Annotated in this window: 18 protein-coding genes; 1 reads left to right on the top strand and 17 read right to left on the bottom strand. The window is 57.3% G+C overall.

Going from position 1 to position 17,351, the window contains the following annotated elements:
- Window positions 1–2 precede the first annotated feature (2 nt).
- From whiA to KP626_RS09060, 7 genes are read right to left on the bottom strand one after another with little or no spacing between them, the layout of a single operon-like run.
- Window positions 3–965, bottom strand: coding sequence for a DNA-binding protein WhiA (gene whiA / locus KP626_RS09090; RefSeq protein ID WP_395976908.1), 963 nt, complete (start codon window positions 963–965; stop codon window positions 3–5).
- 12 nt (window positions 966–977) lie between these two features.
- On the bottom strand, window positions 978–1,841 hold the full coding sequence (gene rapZ, locus KP626_RS09085; protein WP_395976906.1) for an RNase adapter RapZ: 864 nt from the start codon (window positions 1,839–1,841) through the stop codon (window positions 978–980).
- Window positions 1,842–1,861: 20 nt separating this feature from the next.
- Complete coding sequence (locus KP626_RS09080) at window positions 1,862–2,623, bottom strand: PHP domain-containing protein (protein WP_395976904.1); 762 nt, start codon at window positions 2,621–2,623, stop codon at window positions 1,862–1,864.
- Window positions 2,620–3,546: a UDP-N-acetylmuramate dehydrogenase gene (gene murB / locus KP626_RS09075; RefSeq protein WP_395976902.1), complete on the bottom strand. Its 927-nt coding sequence runs from the start codon at window positions 3,544–3,546 to the stop codon at window positions 2,620–2,622. Before murB ends, KP626_RS09080 begins: the two co-directional genes overlap by 4 nt.
- 52 nt (window positions 3,547–3,598) lie before the next feature.
- Window positions 3,599–4,729, bottom strand: a complete 1,131-nt coding sequence (locus KP626_RS09070) for a hypothetical protein (protein ID WP_395976900.1) — start codon at window positions 4,727–4,729, stop codon at window positions 3,599–3,601.
- A gap of 55 nt (window positions 4,730–4,784) precedes the next feature.
- The gene (gene hprK / locus KP626_RS09065; protein ID WP_395976898.1) at window positions 4,785–5,723 is read right to left on the bottom strand and encodes an HPr(Ser) kinase/phosphatase; all 939 of its coding nucleotides are present in this window, start codon (window positions 5,721–5,723) and stop codon (window positions 4,785–4,787) included.
- A gap of 4 nt (window positions 5,724–5,727) precedes the next feature.
- Window positions 5,728–6,525 (bottom strand): Cof-type HAD-IIB family hydrolase, encoded by a 798-nt coding sequence (locus KP626_RS09060; protein ID WP_395976896.1) that lies wholly within the window; start codon window positions 6,523–6,525, stop codon window positions 5,728–5,730.
- Window positions 6,526–7,079: 554 nt separating this feature from the next.
- Here KP626_RS09060 and KP626_RS09055 point away from each other — a divergent pair.
- Window positions 7,080–7,361, top strand: coding sequence for a DUF6809 family protein (locus KP626_RS09055; protein ID WP_395976894.1), 282 nt, complete (start codon window positions 7,080–7,082; stop codon window positions 7,359–7,361).
- Between the two features lie 124 nt (window positions 7,362–7,485).
- Here KP626_RS09055 and uvrC read toward each other — a convergent pair whose 3' ends face one another.
- The 10 genes from uvrC to trpS form a co-directional block, all read right to left on the bottom strand.
- Complete coding sequence (gene uvrC / locus KP626_RS09050) at window positions 7,486–9,363, bottom strand: excinuclease ABC subunit UvrC (protein WP_395976892.1); 1,878 nt, start codon at window positions 9,361–9,363, stop codon at window positions 7,486–7,488.
- Window positions 9,363–10,775, bottom strand: a complete 1,413-nt coding sequence (locus tag KP626_RS09045) for a peptidoglycan D,D-transpeptidase FtsI family protein (RefSeq protein ID WP_395976890.1) — start codon at window positions 10,773–10,775, stop codon at window positions 9,363–9,365. Before KP626_RS09045 ends, uvrC begins: the two co-directional genes overlap by 1 nt.
- 3 nt (window positions 10,776–10,778) lie before the next feature.
- The gene (locus tag KP626_RS09040; protein WP_395976888.1) at window positions 10,779–12,059 is read right to left on the bottom strand and encodes an FtsW/RodA/SpoVE family cell cycle protein; all 1,281 of its coding nucleotides are present in this window, start codon (window positions 12,057–12,059) and stop codon (window positions 10,779–10,781) included.
- Entirely contained in the window at window positions 12,059–12,514 is a 456-nt protein-coding gene (locus KP626_RS09035; RefSeq protein WP_395976886.1) for an FHA domain-containing protein, read from the bottom strand. The genes KP626_RS09040 and KP626_RS09035 overlap by 1 nt, the downstream gene beginning before the upstream one ends.
- Before the next feature lie 540 nt (window positions 12,515–13,054).
- Window positions 13,055–13,774 (bottom strand): hypothetical protein, encoded by a 720-nt coding sequence (locus KP626_RS09030; protein ID WP_395976884.1) that lies wholly within the window; start codon window positions 13,772–13,774, stop codon window positions 13,055–13,057.
- A 94-nt stretch (window positions 13,775–13,868) separates the two neighbouring features.
- Window positions 13,869–14,297, bottom strand: coding sequence for an ArsR/SmtB family transcription factor (locus KP626_RS09025; protein WP_395976882.1), 429 nt, complete (start codon window positions 14,295–14,297; stop codon window positions 13,869–13,871).
- Window positions 14,298–14,363: 66 nt separating this feature from the next.
- The gene (locus KP626_RS09020; protein WP_395976880.1) at window positions 14,364–14,885 is read right to left on the bottom strand and encodes a hypothetical protein; all 522 of its coding nucleotides are present in this window, start codon (window positions 14,883–14,885) and stop codon (window positions 14,364–14,366) included.
- Between the two features lie 9 nt (window positions 14,886–14,894).
- Window positions 14,895–15,521, bottom strand: a complete 627-nt coding sequence (locus tag KP626_RS09015; protein WP_395976878.1) for a DnaJ domain-containing protein — start codon at window positions 15,519–15,521, stop codon at window positions 14,895–14,897.
- On the bottom strand, window positions 15,508–16,329 hold the full coding sequence (locus KP626_RS09010; RefSeq protein WP_395976876.1) for a DUF5685 family protein: 822 nt from the start codon (window positions 16,327–16,329) through the stop codon (window positions 15,508–15,510). Before KP626_RS09010 ends, KP626_RS09015 begins: the two co-directional genes overlap by 14 nt.
- A 21-nt stretch (window positions 16,330–16,350) precedes the next feature.
- Window positions 16,351–17,349 (bottom strand): tryptophan--tRNA ligase, encoded by a 999-nt coding sequence (gene trpS / locus KP626_RS09005; protein WP_395976874.1) that lies wholly within the window; start codon window positions 17,347–17,349, stop codon window positions 16,351–16,353.
- Window positions 17,350–17,351: the final 2 nt, after the last annotated feature.

Raw genomic sequence — 17,351 nt, 5'->3', positions numbered from 1 at the left:
TCCTATCTCGATTCTCCTTCCGCCTCTTCTCCCAATCCATCCCGCCAGCCTAGCTCCTCCGCGATTTGACAAAGCCGCCGAAGGCGGTGGTTCATCCCAGATTTGCCGGTGGGGGGCTCTGTAAGATCGGCCAGCTCCTGGATGGAGGCTTCTGGATACTGCAACCGCAGCACGCCCGCCTCCCGAAGCCCGCTGTTCAGCTCATTAAAAGCTCCCTGCTCCATGAGAAACCGGATACAGCTTCCCTGGCGAACAGCCGCCTTCACCGTCTTGTTGAGATTGGCGGTCTCGCAGTTTACAGCGCGGTTTACCTGGTTCCGCATTTCCTTGAGAATACGGGCGTTTTCATGCTGCAAAATGGCGGTATGGGCCCCGATCAATGCCAAAAAATCCCCGATGCTGTCGGCTCCCTTTAGGTACAGGACGCTATCTCCCTTCCGGCGGGACAGCCCCACCTTTAGGCCAAATTCCCGAATCAGCTTCCGGACGGCCTCAGCTAGACCGGGATTCTTCAATACCAACTCCAGGTGATACCCCTTTTCAGGATTGGTCACGCTACCACAGGATAGAAAAATCCCCCGCAAAAATGCCCGACGGCAACAGCTTCGGGTGGCGCTGGCGGGTAGACCTCTATGGCTCAACCCATTCCGGTCCATCAGGTTCAGGGTTCTCAGCACGTGGGGCAGCCGCTCCTGCAGGGTAACAAAGTACACATGCTGCTTGCCCAAGCGGCGGGAATCCTGCACACGGATCTCCAGCTCCACTCCAAAGGTCTCCTTCATCAGAGAATAAACCCTGCGGGCCAGAGCGCCGTTTTCCACCTGAATGGACAGGGCCATTCGCCCGCGGCCCAATAGAAGGCTGCCCCCCACTTGGGCCACCGCCGACAGCTCCGCAATGGCGCATCCCTCATGGCGGCAAGGAATGCGCATCAGCTCCTCCTTAGCCGCGGATGAAAAGGACATGGGAACACCCCCTTAGTGGGATTTTATATAGAGATCCTTGTCGATATCCCGATGGACGATCACCGCTCCCATACCGGCGGACAACAGCCGGCGATACAGTTCATCGGATACCGCCACCGATCGATGCATGCCGCCGGTACAGCCGATGGCCACCACCACCTGATATTTGCCCTCAATACGGTAGAAGGGCGCCAGATAGGTGATCATATTGGTGAGCATCTCCATAAACTCCTGGGTCTGTGGAAAGGAGAATACGTAGTCGTGGACCTCGGCCGTAAGGCCGTTCTTCTTTTTCAGTTCTTCAATGTAATAGGGGTTGGGAAGAAAGCGCACGTCAAAGACCAGGTCGGCATCCAGCGGGATCCCATTCTTATAGCCAAAGGATACGATAACGATGGTAACTCCGTCCCCGCCGCCGGCAAACATCTCCTGCAGCATTTCCTGAAGCTGGCGGGCCGTGATGTTGCTGGTATCCACCACATATTTTGCCATGTCCTTAAGCCGGGACAACACCCGCCGCTCGGTGGCGATGCCCTCGGTGACGTTGATGGCGTTCATGGGATGCTTTCGCCGAGTCTCCTTATACCGCCGAATCAGCACGTCATCGGCGGTATCCAGGAACAGCACCTGGCAATCCACCCCCAGCTTTTTCATCTCCTCGATGGCATCATAGACCTTATCAAAGAAGATGCCCGCTCGGGTATCGATGACCAAAGCCACCTTTTTGACGGTTTCCTCCTCCATACAGGTTTTCACGAAGGAGGCCGCCATCATGGGCGGCATATTATCTACGCAGAAAAACCCCAGGTCCTCAAAGGTCCGCAGAGCCGAGGAGCGCCCCGCCCCCGACAGTCCGGTAATGATTACACATTCCATGAAACCGCCTCCTTTATCCGCTATTGAACTGGAAGGCGTTTGCCTCCCTGATAGGTTGTGCTGTTAAACACCCGTTCCGGCGGAATGCCCGCCGCCTCGGCCCGGGCCAGCGCCCGATCCACCACGCCCACAGCGCTGGGGTGATGGGCGTCACTGCTGATGAGAAAATCCGCGCCCGCAGAAAGGGCGCACCGCAATTCCTCCGAGGTGATATCCCCGTGTTTGTTGTTGATCTCCACAAGAGTGCCGGTTTTGACACAGGCCCGGGCCACCTCTTCCATGTGGAGCCGGGCGATGTATTGAGGATGGGTGATGGCGTCTACCCGATGGTTCTCAATGGCCCGAACAAAGGCCCTGGTGTTTCGATCCTGCTGGCGGCGTTTCCCCGATTCGGTCATGGCCTTGCCGTTGGCTATGATAAACTGAAACCATTTGGCCCAGTTGGCATTTCGAGCCGCTCGGTGGAACCCCATCAAGACCACGTCCAACCGCTTGTCCAGCCAGTCCGGCACATCGATTTCCCCATCGGGGCCTATGATGTTGGCCTCCACGCCGGAGAGCACCCGGATACGGTCGGCATAACAATCCCGCAGCCTGTCCACCTCCGAAAGATACGCCTGCAATTCCCGCTTGCTGATACCATAGGCAAAGTGGGAAAGCCCATGATCGGTGATGGCCACGGCGGAAAGTCCGCGGTCAATGGCGGCTTCAACGTTCTCCTCCATGGTACCCTTGCCGTGGCTGAACACCGTATGGGTATGAAAATCCCCGTAGATGGTCATGACAGCGCCTCTTCCCCCAGGATGCGGACCTCGGTCTCCAGCCGCACGCCGAACATGCCAAAGACGATATTCTGGATGCGGCGGATTAATTCCAGCACGTCGGCTGCAGCGGCCGCCCCCCGGTTGATGATGAACCCGGCGTGTTTTTCCGATACCTGGGCATCCCCCACCCGGGCTCCCTTCAAACCGGCGTCATCGATGAGCTTCGCGGCAAAATGCCCCAAAGGCCGTTTGAACACGCTGCCAGCGCTGGGATATTCCAGAGGCTGCCGGTCTCGGCGGCGGCCGTTCAAATCGGCAATGCGAGCGGCGATTTCCGCTGGATTTCCCTTTTTTAGCTGAAACTCCGCCCCTAGGATGATCATCTCCCGCTCCGCCGCCAAGCTGTGGCGGTAGCTAAAGCCCATCTCCTCCCGGGTTAGCTCCAGAAAATTGCCCTCCCGATCCAACGCCCGGACGGCTTTCACAATATCCGAGGTCTCAGAACCATAAGCCCCGGCGTTCATAAACACCGCTCCCCCTATGGTGCCCGGTATCCCCGAGATGAATTCGCATCCCGCGAGCCCCAGTTCCATACAGGTCTCGGCAAATCGGTTGTTCCTGGCTCCAGCGTGGGCATAGACGGCGTCCTCTCCCGAGGGAACCACGCAGGAGTACCCCTCGCCCATGAGGATCACACAGCCCCGGATGCCGCCATCCCGGACCAGCACGTTGCTGCCGTTGCCCAAAATGATAAAGGGATAGTTCTCCTCCCGGCACAGAGCCACGGTCTTCTGAATATCCGCCCCGCTGTCGGCAAGCACCATCACATCGGCGGGCCCTCCCACCCGGAAGGTGGTGTGCCGCGCCATGGGTTCCCCCGTCAAAACCGTGCCGCTGGGCAGGGATTGCTGCAATTTATCAATCAAATCTATGAGAGGCATAGTAAGCTCCTATCGTCGGACCATCACAAGGCATAATAATATAGTTTACACGTTAGCCACCATCATTGCAAGCATCCCGCAGCCATTCCCGAAGGCTTTCTAGCTCTTCGCCCGCCTCCCGTCTGCGAGCAAATTCCCCAGCGATCTCCCCTTTGCGGAAGGCGGGCATGCACAGGGGTTTTTCCTCCCTCTGGTTTTCCCACATTGAGGCCATTCTAAGATCCTCCGGTATAAAATCATCAATGCCGGAAAGGGCCGGAAAACTCCAGTAGTCCAGCAGCCGCTTCTGTGCTTTCTCCCCCAAAACGTGATTCACCAGTCCCTGAGCCACCTGCCACTTTTCATCCGGCAGGTCCTTGGCAATTCCCAGGTACTGTGTGGTAAAAGCCATGGAGTCCATCCCATAGGAGGACACTCCCGGAACATGCCCGGTATCCTCCCGCTGTTTTAAGGCGTAGAGGGTCTTTACATCCATCACCGCCATCACCGTCTCCCCCTTGAGGAACTCATCCAGCGTTCCTGCGGACGCCGCTAAAAAGGCCTCCGCCGCCTCATTACACAGAGAGGATGCGGCGATATAGAGCTCGGTGTCGCTGCCGATCCGCATCAGGCTCAAGGCGCCCTTTTCCTGGGCGTCGGCGATCCACTCAGCGTCCGGCATGCCGCTGGGCGGCATCAGGTCCTTGGAATAAATCAGATCATCGTTGGTCACCAGTACCGCTCCTCCAAAATAGAGGGGAACCCCGTAGCTCCGGCCACCCTTTTCCGCGGATTCCTTCAAATTACGATCCATGGAGAATCCCGATAGATCCAGCTCCTCCAAGACGCCCGCGGGATCGCTGAGAGCCCCTGCGGGAAAGGATAAAAGGTCTGGCCGCTCCCCCGCCGCCAGACGCTCTTGAAGCTGCTTTTCATCCATCACTTTGATGGTAAAGTAAATGCCGAAGTTCTTCCGTTCAAACTCCTTGGTTCGGGCCGACAAAAAGTTGGCCCCGTTGCCCATTCCCATGCCGGTGCCCGTTACATGCCAGAGGGTTAGCTCTCCGGCGTACTCGTAGCGCCGTTTCCCGATCCAGCTTTTGACGAAATCCAAATCGGTATTTTCCAAAACCGCTCGGGGGAAGATCCCCACCAGCAGCAATAGCACGGCACATAAAAAAAGGGCCAGTCGGCGCCCTTTCATGGTCATCACCCCTTCGACCGGTACACTAATTTGTATGGCCGAAGGGGCGGTTATATTACAGAATCACCTCTGTATCCCGGCCGGAATACAGAGCCTCCAGGCGGCGGTTGACCTCCTCCTCAATGTCAAAATTGGTTTCCTTAACCCGGTGGTTCATGGCGATGGCCTCCACCAAAGCCGCCAGGTTCCGTCCCGGGCGAACGGGGATATCGTACCGGGGGATCTTGACCCCCATAAACTCGATGTAGTTGGTATCAAAGCCCAGACGCTCGTATTCCTGGCCCTCCACCCAATTGCTGAGTTCAATATAGAGGTCGATGCCGCAGGATTCCAGTACTGCAGTCATGCCGTACATCTGCTTCACGTCGATGATGCCGATCCCCCGAAGCTCCATCAGGTTTCGTACCGCCCGGGGCGCATAGCCGATGAGCCGGCTCTCCCCAATCTTTCGCAGCACCGTAACGTCGTCAGACACCATAAAATGTCCCCGTTTGATGAGCTCCAAGGTAAGCTCACTCTTACCAATGCCGCTCTCTCCCCGGATCAAAATTCCTACGTTAAAGACATGAAGCACGTTGGCGTGGATGGTCTCCTCCGGGGCCAGCACCGCGTCCAGAAAATCCACCACCATATGGACGATCTTGCTGGTGCGGCGGTCGCTGCGGTACACCGGCACGTTCTTTTCCATGGCATGGCGCATCATAACGCTGGGTACCGGGTCGCCATTGCAGATGATGATACAGGGGATCTCGTAGGAAAAGAACTCCTCAAACCGGCGCTCCAAATCATCCTCGGAGCACTGCTCGATGTACCCCATCTCCTGCCGGCCAAAGAGCTGGATGCGGTGGAAGGGGAATTCGCTGAAGAATCCCGCCATCTGAATGGAGGGCCGGCTGATATCGTTGCTGCCCACCACAAACTCCCCCCGTCCCTTAAAGACGGTGGTAAGGTCGATCTTCTCGGCAAAGATATCCACAGGAATGGTCTTGATCAAGGTATCACTTCCCGTTCAGGATGAATTTATCGATGACGTAGGCCACCCCGTCCTCATCACAGCTGGGACAGATGAAATCGGCGCCGGCCTTGGTTACTTCATCAGCGTTGTCCATGGCGATTCCCAATCCAGCCCACTGGATCATAGGCAGATCCAATGTGGCGTCTCCCATGGCAATGCAGTTTTCAGCGGTGAGCCCCAGGGATTTGGCCAGCTCATTAAGGGCAACCCCCTTGCTGGCAGCGGGGTTGTTGACCTCCAGGAACCGGGGCTTGCTCCGGGTAATGCGAAGCCGATCCCCAAACCGTTCCTTGGCCATGGCCTCCCATTGGTCGATGTTCTCGGGCTCGGAGATGCCCAGTATTTTGGGGGTCAGAATGGTATGCATCTTCCGAAGGTTGGGGAACTCCACCCCTGGAAAGTTACAAAACTCCGCATACTCCCGGCTATACTGGTTTTCCTTTTCATAGACAAAGTCGTCAAACAGATAGATCTGGGCATGCATGCCGATCCCATGCGCCCAATCGAGGAACTCCAAGGCGGCGGCGGAATCGATGGGGCATTCGTAGATGGGCTTGCTGTCCTTCACGATCTGTCCCCCGCCGTATACCATGCAGGGTGCGGATAGCCCCAGATCCTCATTGATCCGGTACATGGCCCGATACATGCGGCCGGTCGCTAAAAGCACGGTGACGCCGGCGTCCACCGCCCGCTGGATGGCGCTCCGCACGCCGGGGGTGATCTCCCGCTTGCTGTTCAAAAGGGTTCCGTCGATGTCCAGGGCCAAGAGCTTGTACTGCATGGGAAGGTTCCTCCAAATTTATCATAAATCTTATTACTGGAATTATACTATGGAACCGCTCCTTTGGGAATCCCCCGCCGCCGGGCAGTGCCCGGTCCCATGTTGTACGCCGTTGGCGTGCACTTCTGCCTCTAGCCAACATTTTACTAGCATCAACCCTGGTTTTCTCATCAAGCCCCTTTCTCGCACGAGGGGGCCATGGGGGGAGACTTCCCCCCTTGTCGTTGAGGGGCGGCCGGTGGCCGCTGCCTTGTTGCACGCCTTTGGCGTGCCTCCTGCCACTTGCCAACCGCCTACAAACACCAACCTCTGCTTTTAGCCTAACCTCGTCTACCCACGTGGGGGCCATGGGGGAGACTTCCCCCGTGTCGCTGGGGGGTTATGGGGGGACTCCCGAAATCCCCCCTGGCCCCACTCTGCAAAGAAGGTTTTTATAAAACCAGAATATAATCCACGCTGATGCCGTAGTAATCCGCATGGATTCTATCATTCGATAGTAATTTGAGCGCAACCACTCGGAGTTGTGCTATAACGCTCCTTAGGGGGTGCTATCCATGTCCGATCTATTAGAACAGCTCTATTTCGGGGAGCTCTCCCCTTTTGAATCCTGGGCCAAGCAAAAGGATGAGGAAACCATGTGGTTCCGGCAACAGCTCCTGCGCGGGGAAGAGCAACTGCGCGCCCTCCTGGACGAAGAGGCGGACCAGCGGTTCCAGGCCTATCAGGAATTGGAAGCGGAAGCCCGGGTTCGGCATTATCTCAAGAACTTCACCCTGGGCTTTCGGCTGGGCATGGGCCTGGCCCTGGAAGCCTGCTCCATCCCCGACGAGAAATAGCGGCCAGTGACCGCCGCCCGGTGGGCGGTCCCCTGTTACAGCAGGCTGAGCCCGCACCCCTGTTGCACGCCGTTGGCGTGCGTTCCAGCCCCTAGCCAGCCACCGCCGTACGGCCGTCCGCCTGCTATTCCCCCTCCGAGGTGGGCGCAGTCTCATCATTCTGCCGGTGAAAATGCTCGTACACCGCCTGGGCGGCGGCCCGTGTCATGCCCTCCAACCCAGCCAGGTCCTCCAGGCTGGCGGTTTTGATGTGCTCCACCGTCTTGTACTCCCGCATCAGGGCGTTCTTCCGCCGCTTGCCGATGCCGGGGATCTCGTCCAGCTCGCTGACCAAGGCGGCGTTGGCCCGCAAAGACCGGTGGTAGGTGATGGCAAACCGATGGGCTTCATCCCGGATACCCTGCAAAATATGAAGGGCCGGGGAGCTGGATTTCAACAGAATTGGCTCGCTCTCTCCCGGCAGGAAGATCTCCTCGATGCGCTTGGCCAGGCCGATCATGGGGATGTCAAACCCCACCCGTTCCATGGAGTTTAGGGCGCTGTGCAGCTGTCCCTTGCCCCCGTCGATGACGATCAAGTCCGGCAGCCGCCCGAAGGACTGGACGGATTTCTCATCCGGTTCCATGGCCCGGAGCAGCCGGCGCTCCAGCACCTCCGACATGCTCTTGAAGTCGTCAATGCCCTCCACCGTTCGAATGCGGAACCGCCGGTAGCTGCTCTTATCGGGTTTTCCGTCGGTAAACACCACCATGCTGGCCACGGTATAGGCCCCCTGTGTGTGGGAGATGTCATAACACTCGATGCGCCGTGGCAGGACGGGCAGGCCCAGCTGGGCTTGGAGTTCCAAAAGCGCCCCTTCCCCCCGATCCCATTCCCGCCGGAGCCGGGCCTCCCGCCGCTCCAGCACGTCCTGGGCGTTGGCGTTACACAGATCCACCACCTTTTTCTTATCCCCCCGCTGGGGCACATGGAGCCGCACCTTTTTTCCCCGCTTCTCGCAAAGCCAATGCTCGATCAAAGGCATCTCCTCCCCCGCAAAGGGAATCAAAACCTCAGATGGAACATAGGCAGTACCGGCATAATACTGCTTGAGGATGGAAAAAAAGACCTCCTCCCGGCTCTCCTGAGGATCCTCAATGAAAAAGTTCTGGCTGTTCACCATCTTCCCATCCCGGATCATCATGATCTGCACCAGGAAATTCCCCCGGAGCTCCCCCATACCAAAGGCGTCCCGCTCCTCCAGGGAAGCGAAATCCGCCAACTGCCGCTCGGCCACCCGCTGCACGGTGTTCAGCCGATCCCGGAGTACCGCGGCCTCCTCAAAATCCAGACGGTCGCTGGCGGCCAACATCTCCCGCCGCAAACCCGAGATGATCTTTTCGCTCTTGCCCTCTAAAAGGGCCAGCACCTCCTGTATCATGGCCCGGTAGTCCTCCTGGCTGATATGCCCAGCGCAGGGTCCGGCGCACCGGCCAATCTGGTAGTTGAGGCAGGGCCGTTCCCCTTTTGCCAGGGAACGAAGAATATCCCGCTTGCAGGTTCGAAGCTGAAAGTTGGCGCTGACGGCGGACAGCACGTCGGTAAGAGCTCCGGTGTTCACATAAGGGCCGTAGTATTTGGCCCCGTCGTTTACCACCTTGCGAACCACCTCTACCCGAGGATAGGGCTCGTTTAAATCGATGCGCACATAGGGGTAATGCTTGTCGTCCTTCATGAGGATGTTGTAAAAAGGCCGGTTCTCCTTAATGAGGTTGCACTCCAGCACCAGAGCCTCCATCTCGGTGGCAGTGATGATGTAGTCAATATCCCGCACCTTCTCCACCATGGCGATGACCTTGGGTGCATGGTTTTTGCTGCTGCGGAAATACTGGCGTACCCGGTTTTTCAACACGCGGGCCTTGCCAATGTAGATGATCTCTCCGTCCCCATCCTTCATGATATAGACGCCGGGCTTTTCGGGCAGCCCCGACAGAATATCCTCGATGTGTTCCCGATAATCCATCAATACCCCAGCTCCACTGCTTTTTTCAGCACCGCGCCGGCAATGGGCGCGGCCGTTCTGCCTCCGCTGCCGCCGTGTTCCACGATGACGGCGATGGCAAGGGGGCTTTTATCGTCATAGATAAATCCGTTGTACCAGGCATGGGTGGGTACGCTCTTATCATCCGACACTTCGGCGGAGCCGGTCTTGCCGCCTACGGTGTAGCCGCTGATGGCGGCCCGGCCGCCCAACCCGTCGGTGACGGCGCTGATCATATACTCCCGGATCACCTGGGCGTTTTCAGGGCTCATCACCGTCTTCAATGTTTTAGGGGTTATCTTGTTGTATTCGTAACCCCTGGCGTTGATGATGGACTTCACCAGCTTAGGCTCCATCATAATGCCGTCATTGGCGATGGTAGCCGCCACCATGCACATCTGCAGCGGGGTGGAGGTATCCTTATATTGGCCAATGGCGGACCAGCAGAAGTCCAAGTCCTTGTCGGAGGTCTCGTAGCTGGACTTGTAGGCAATGAGGTCGCTAAATAGATATTCCTCGTTAAAGCCAAACTCCTGGGCCATCTTCATGACGTTATCCCGGCCCAGGTCCAGAGCAATCTGGGCGAAGGCCACGTTGCAGGAGTTCTCATATGCCTCCAGCACCGTCTGATCCCCATGTCGGGACTTTCCAGCGCAGGTAATGGCGCTGTCGTCCATGTCCATGGAGCCGGCGCAGGAATAGGTCTTTGCAAGCAGCTCGGGCTGATACTTGACCACCGCCGCCAAGGTGATGGTCTTAAACACCGATCCAGGGGTGTAGCGGCCCATGGTCACGCGGTTTACCAGGGGGCTAGCGGGATCATCGTCGCTAAGGTCCCGGTAGGCATCCATATTGGTGGGATCATATCCCGGGGTGGACACGGAACATAAGATCTCCCCGGTCCGGTAGTTCATCACCACCACAGCGCCGTTTTTCCCATCCAGCTGTTGGTACGCGTATTTGCATAGCTGGGCGTCGATGGTGGTGGTGACGTTCTCTCCCTTCCGCTGATGGAGTACGATGCTCTGGTACAGCCGCTCAAAGACGTTGCCTCCAAAGCCCAGGAGATACTTGGCATGGAAGGACTCCACTCCGGTGGCGGCCAGGCCGTAGGGATCCCCCACCACATGGCTCACCGCCTTGCGGGTTACGCTGTCAGGGTGGTATTCCCGCTCCCCGGCGGTCTGGCTCTCCGCCAGCACGGTATAGTTCCGGTCCAGGATGCTCCCCGCCACCACGTTTTGCTTCTGGTTGGCCAGCCTGGGGTTGTAGGAAGAGATGAACCAGGTGGATCCGTTCACCGTCACGGTATAGGCGGTATAGCCCGCCAGCACCGTAAACATAATCACAAACGCCCACAATAGGGCCTTGATGCTCTTTCTGATGCCTTTCATCCGTCAATCCTCGTATTGGTCGTAGGCGTAGTCGTCCTCATCATAGAGTTCCTCGTCAAACTCCATGGAATCGGCGTCTCCGTTCTTGATGGCAATGCCCTCCAGGATCCCCAGCAGGATGAAGCAGGACAGCATGCTGCTGCCCCCATAGGAGACAAAGGGCAGGGTGATGCCCGTCAGGGGGATCAGCTTCACCACGCCGCCAATGTTGATAAAGCACTGGAGGGTGATCATAGCCACGCAGCCTATGGCCATGATGGCGTCAAAGCTGTTTCGGGCATCCATAGCGATAATGGCCCCCCGAACGATGAACACCAGGTAAAAGGCTACCAAGGCGACGCCAATGATAAGCCCGAACTCCTCACAGATCACCGCAAAGATAAAGTCCGTGTGGCGCACCGGCACCGCCATGGGCATGCCCATGGTGAGGCCAAGGCCAAAAAGGCCACCGCTGGCGATGGCAATGAGCCCCTGGACCACCTGATAGCCCTGGGATTCGTACAGGGCCCAGGGATTCTGCCACAAGGCCACCCGAACCCGCACATGGGGGAACAGCTTATAAGCCAATACACTGCCCACGCTTACCGCCCCAACGGCGCCTCCTACCAGCCACTTGTTGCTGGTGCCGGCGTACAGCATAATGATAGCGGTGCCGGCATAGAGTAACGCCGCGCCCAAATCCTTCTGAAGCAGCAGCAGGATCAAGCAGCCCCCCACATAGCCCGCGATGACCAGCAGGGAGGAAAATCCGTTGTACTGATGAAGCACTCCCGCCAGGGCAACCACCAGCAGCACCTTGACAAACTCCGATGGCTGCACGGTAACCCCGGCGATGGTAAACCAATTCTTAGCGCCAAAGACGCTGCCACTGAACACGATAGACAGGGCCAATAGGCCAAAGCTGCCCACCATGAGTACCCATTTCAGATTGGGCCAGGCCCGCCAATAGCGGATGGCCAGCATGGTGATCACCATAAAGAACATTCCGATGCCCATCCAAACCAACTGTTTGATGGCAATATCGGGATCGATGCGGTACAGCATCACCATGCCCACGGCACAGAGGAAATTGGCCACCAAAAGCACATATCGATCCACGTTGGGGAAGAAGGCAGTCAAAGCCCCATACTGGAAATACAACAGCCCAACGGCGCCTCCCGCCACGATAAAGCCCCGGTAATCGGTCTCAGGGGAGTTGATGAAGATGATGGAAAAGGCCAGCACATAGAACAGGGTGATCATAAAAAGGATGCTGCCTGAGCTGGGCCGTCGCATGGATTGCATCAGTGGTTCCCTCCCATCTCCAGGCGTACCCTAAGGTATACGCCGCCCAGAGTGAGGATATCGCCGTCATAGACCTCGTCCCCCCGCTGAGCCAGCTCGCCGTTGATGTAGATGCGGTTGTGGCCGATGGGGTTTACCACCGCAAAGTCCCGGTTTAGGTACAGTACCCCATGGCGCTTGCCGATTTTTTTCACCGGGATGGCCACATCACATTTGTCCGCCGATCCCAAGCTGTTTTCCCATTTCAGGCCATACCGAAGGCCCAGCATCTCCTCCCGAGGCGCCTTGATGATGGTAAGATAGCCAAAATACCGGCCGGGACTACCACCGATGGCCTCCCGGCGAAAAGCATACTCCGCCATGGCGTTATCCACCAGCCGAAACAGGGTATATAGCACGATGCCAATGAAAATAAAACGGGAGATATCCGTAATGGTACCGATAATCGCGTCCATAAGATGACAACCTCGTCTGGTTTAATGGGGTTCGCTCGCCCCTTATTATATTGCATCCGGGGCCGGTACGCAAACAAAGGGCCGAAGTGGGGCTTTCCAGGGTCTATCAGTATAGCGCAGCTCTCCCCCATGGAAAAGGCCCTCTCGCCAATGTTCAGAATATCGTAACAAGCGGCCATCTGTGGAAAAAGCACCTCCTCCCACATATGATGTAGCATACCATCAGGAAAGGATGTGTCGCCATGGCACCCTATGATAGATATGACCGGTATCGGCGGGTTCCTTGGGTTCCCTTCGTCTGGGGATTCTGGCCCATGCACCCGCCCCATCCGCCCAGGCCTCGGCCGCCCGTTGGACCGCCGCCTCCGCCCGTCCGGCCTCCACAGCCCCCCAGATCGCCTGTGGGCCCGACATCGACCCCCATAGGTCCAAGAGCGCCTATTCACGGCGGTCCCGGTCCGGCGCGCGCTCCGCTTCTCCGCTTCCCTCGGCAAAGCTGATCAAAAGAGCCGGTTTCCCGGCTCTTTTCGCTTTTTTTCATCATTCCCCATAGAAGTAGGATATTCTCCCACCGCCACCGTATTCAAATAGGCGTCGCACCAAGATGGCCTCCTGGGCCACGGGGTCTTCGGCACTGGTGGCCGTCTCCGGCACGCCCTCCAGCTTGAGAGGGATCTCATCCACCCTGCCGTTAAATAGCACCCGTAGCTCCGTCATCCCACGGTCAAAGTCCTGGACCGATAGGTTCAGTTCCTCCATCAGATTATCGTGAACATTGTTCCAGGTGAACTCCAGATCATAGGCCACCGGGCCCTCCTCTCCCTCCCCTGGGAAGGGCCTCTTAACATCCAGATTTTTTACCCCCATGAATAGGTTCCCGGTGGGCTCGTAGGACTGGCGGCTCTGAGGCTGCCGCCCCCGGTATCGTCCACGCAAAAAATAGTTATCCAGTCCGGCGGTAGGCAGAATGCGGAGATCCATACAGCACAGGGGCTGATCCGTCAGGGGACAGACCACAATCCGGTAGTAGTAGCTGATTCGTTCTCCAAACTCCACCCGGACACAACGCAAAAGCTTGGCGGCAAAGTATTCCCCTTGCCCATAACCCACATCCTCCGCCTTCCAAAATAGTCCAATGCTCCTATGAAGGGTTGTGTCCCGGAGGTCCAAAGCCGACGCTGCCTCCATGGCGTAGTGCTCATAACAGCCGCCACAGATCAGCAGTACCAAGCATAACAATCCCAGCAAAACGCGTTTCACGGAACCATATACTTCCAGTTACTTACAGTTTGCCAAAGGGACACATGCCAAGGCAATAAAAAAAGCCGCCCAAAGGCGGCTGACCATTCCCCAGTTATAGCTTCCCGCTGCCATCCAAAGCGAACCGCTCCAGGGCTACGCCGATGATGGCATTGATATGCCAATCCCCCAGGGAGTAGTAGATGTTCTTTCCCCGGCGAATGGGTTTTACCATCTGCTGCTGGCTGAGAATGCGCAAATGGTTGCTAACTGCGGGCTGGGAAGCGTCCAAGAGCTGGCATAACTCCTTTACGCATAGATCCCGGATGGAAAGAGCGTTGAGAATGCGCAGACGGGTGCCGTCTCCAAAGGCTTTGAAAAAACCGGCCAGCAGAATGGAGTTGGGATAATCCAGGATCTCCTCTCGGATGGCCTCCACGCTCAGGTTCCGCTCCTCCTGCCCTTTGGCGTCGCCCGCCAAGGCAAGAATATCCTCTCCAGAAAGCTCAATAACCTTGGCGGGCTGTTTCTTTTGGCTACTCATGGGGTCCCCTCCCAATTACAATCCATATATCATGATGCTATTATATTTTTCTCCACCCGTCAAGCCCTAAAGCCGGGGACGGACGGTTCCCAGGTAAAAGTATTGAAACAACAGCAGAATATAGTCATAGGCAATGAACAACACGTACACCAGGGGAATCAGTGCCCAGCTGGGAATGTGTGACAGATAGGGCAAAAGCGAGCCCCCGGCGGCGCCATCGGCAATGAGCAGCATGGCGGCAGTAAAGAAAAGCATCTTCAAGACCCAGCGGAAGAACGGATCCCGCCGTCCATCTAAAAAGGGCTTGATCAAGGGATATAGGCCCAACAGCAGGGTATAGGGCGCAAGATGGGCAAAGCTTGCGATGAACCCCAATCCAAAGATGGAGGTAATGGCATAGGCCAAAATCGAAAGATAGAGCTCGTCCTCCGCCGCTATCCCAGAGAGGGGAATCCCCGCCAAAGCCATGAGGGGAATCTCAGCCCAGGTGGGCACTAGCCGTATCAAATAGAGAAACACCATGGAAATCAGGCAGAGCATGGCAGAAAGGGTCAGCTTATGGGCGGTCTCGCCGGTGCGAAAATTCAAGACGGCCTCCTAACAGCAGAAGATATAGGGCATCCTGCCGCAGCCGGAACACATGGAGGAAATCAACAGGCATTGGCAAAGCTGGCACATACTGTTGTCGGCATTGCCATAGGCCCGGCGGGTAAAGCCCCGGGCGGCGCCGTTATAGGCGGCGTAGGCCTGATTGTACTCATAGTTGTTGGGATCCATCTGTACCGCGGTCTGAAAAAACTGGCGGGCCTGCGTATGCCAATTCTTCTGGTTGTAGCAAACCCCCATGAGGTAGTACCACTCGGCAGGCCGCTCCGTCATATTAAGCAGCATGGCCTCGGCCTCATCGGTACGGCGCTGGGCCAAAAGCTGGCGAATGGCGTTAAAGAGCCCTGCCTGACTGCCGGTATAACCGGTGCTTCCCCCGGTGGCGCCGCCGTATCCGTAGCCGCCGGATGCGCCGCCGCCAAACCCGGTATTGACGTTTTTTCCCGTGAGCATATCGTAGGCCGCGTTGATTTCCTTCATCTTCTCCATGGCCCACTCGTACTGATTGGTATTGCGGTATTTATCCGGGTGATATTTCTTTGCAAGCTCCCGGTATGCCTTTTTGATGGTTTCCTGGTCGTCGCCGGGCTTTACCCCCAGCACCTTATAGGGATCCAACTTCTTCTTTTTCCTCCTGCCCATATAGGGCCAAATGGGTCCGGGCAGCCATCCCCTTTTCCAGGGTATTTCGGACGATGCCCAGGGCCGTTTGGGTTAACTCCAACCGGCCACACTCCTCCTCCACCACGCTCAACGCATGCCACAGGGCAAACTCCATGGCCTCCACAGCGGCCTCCCGGCTGCCCCATTCCAGGCGAAGCACATTGTAGCCTCCCCGCTCCAGATCCTCATCGTAGTCCATAAGAGCGTCCAAAAGGTACAGCCAACGGCCCACATGGTAGAATAACCGGTAAAGCGGGGTGTCCGGCTCTCCAGCCAGCGCCGCCATCATGGAAGCGGTGGTATCGGCCGCCATATCGGACACCGGACAGCTTTCCTCTTCCAACCTCTGAAGAGCGGCAATGGAGCGCTCCACCGCCAACGCCGCCTGGGGCTGACGGGCAGCCGCCCGGCGAAAATCCCCTCGGAGCAGCCATCCCATAAGCCTGCGGGATGTCTTTCCCTCGTCTGCGATATCGTCTAGGATTTTGTAATAGGATAAAATCGCATTGAGGTCGGCGCAATACCGTGTGATCCCTGTGCGGATGGCGCGCTTCTTTCGAAAAGGATTTCCCCGGCAGCGGATGGTCTCCATCCCCGCCTCCGATCCTCCCGAAAGCATCAACGCTAGAAACGCGCAGTCAAAGGTAAGGGTCATCCGGCTCCGGCGGCCCATCTCCCGGCATACACCGCAGTAATAGGCGGAAAAAAGCTCCTTTTCCCCCTCCTCCAGCAGCTCCGGGATGGGCCTTACATAGCCAAACATGCCATTCCTCCTAGGATGGGATCAACGCAGGCCAATGAACCCCATCTTCCTATATACCTTGCTCATGGTGCGGTTCGCCACACGGGCTGCTTTCTCGCGGCCCTCCTTCATAAGGGCCTCCAGCTGCCCCTTGTCGGCGATAAGCCGTTTATACTCCGCCTGGATGGGAGACAGCTCTCCAATGACGGCGTCGGCCACAGCGGATTTCAAGTCGCCATATCCCTTGCCGGCAAAGGCATCCTCAATCTGTTCCATGGTCTGCCCGCTGAGGGCTCCCAAAATGCCCATAAGGTTGGTGACCCCCGGCTTATCCTCCCGCGCGGTCACGCTGCCCTCGGAATCGGTCACCGCCCGGCGAAGTTTTCGCACGATGACATCGGGATCGTCCAAAATGGCGATGAATCCGTTTTCATTCTCATCGGACTTGCTCATCTTTTTGGTGGGCTCCTGAAGGGACATCACCCGCGCGCCCAATTTGGGGATGTAGGGCTCCGGAACCCGAAACACATCGCCATAGATGTTGTTAAACCGGATGGCAATATCCCGGGTGATCTCCAGATGCTGCTTTTGATCGGCTCCCACCGGCACCAGATCGGTGTTGTACAAAAGGATGTCCCCCGCCATCAGCACGGGATAATCGAAAAGACCGGCGTTGATGTTGTCCGGATGCCGTTCGGATTTCTCCTTAAACTGGGTCATGCGGCCCAGCTCCCCATAATAGGTGTAGCAGTTAAGCGCCCAGCACATCTGGGAATGGGCCGCCACATGGGACTGCACGAATACGGTGTTCTCCTGGGGATCCAATCCCAGGGCCAGCAGCAGGGCAAAGGTCTCGTAGGTCCGCCGACGAAGCTCCGCCGGCACCTGCCGCACCGTCACGGCATGGAGATCCACCACGCAGTAATAGCAATCGTATTCCGCCTGAAGGTTCTTCCAATTTCGAAGCGCGCCAATGTAGTTGCCCAGGGTCAGCCCGCCCGAGGGCTGAATCCCGCTAAATATGACCTTTTTTTGTTCCATAT

It is taken from the genome of Christensenella sp. MSJ-20 (assembly GCF_044357945.1).
Classification (GTDB): domain Bacteria; phylum Bacillota; class Clostridia; order Christensenellales; family QAND01; genus QAND01.
The sequence above is the reverse complement of the archived record's forward strand: the minus strand, read 5'-3'. Positions and strand labels throughout refer to the sequence as shown.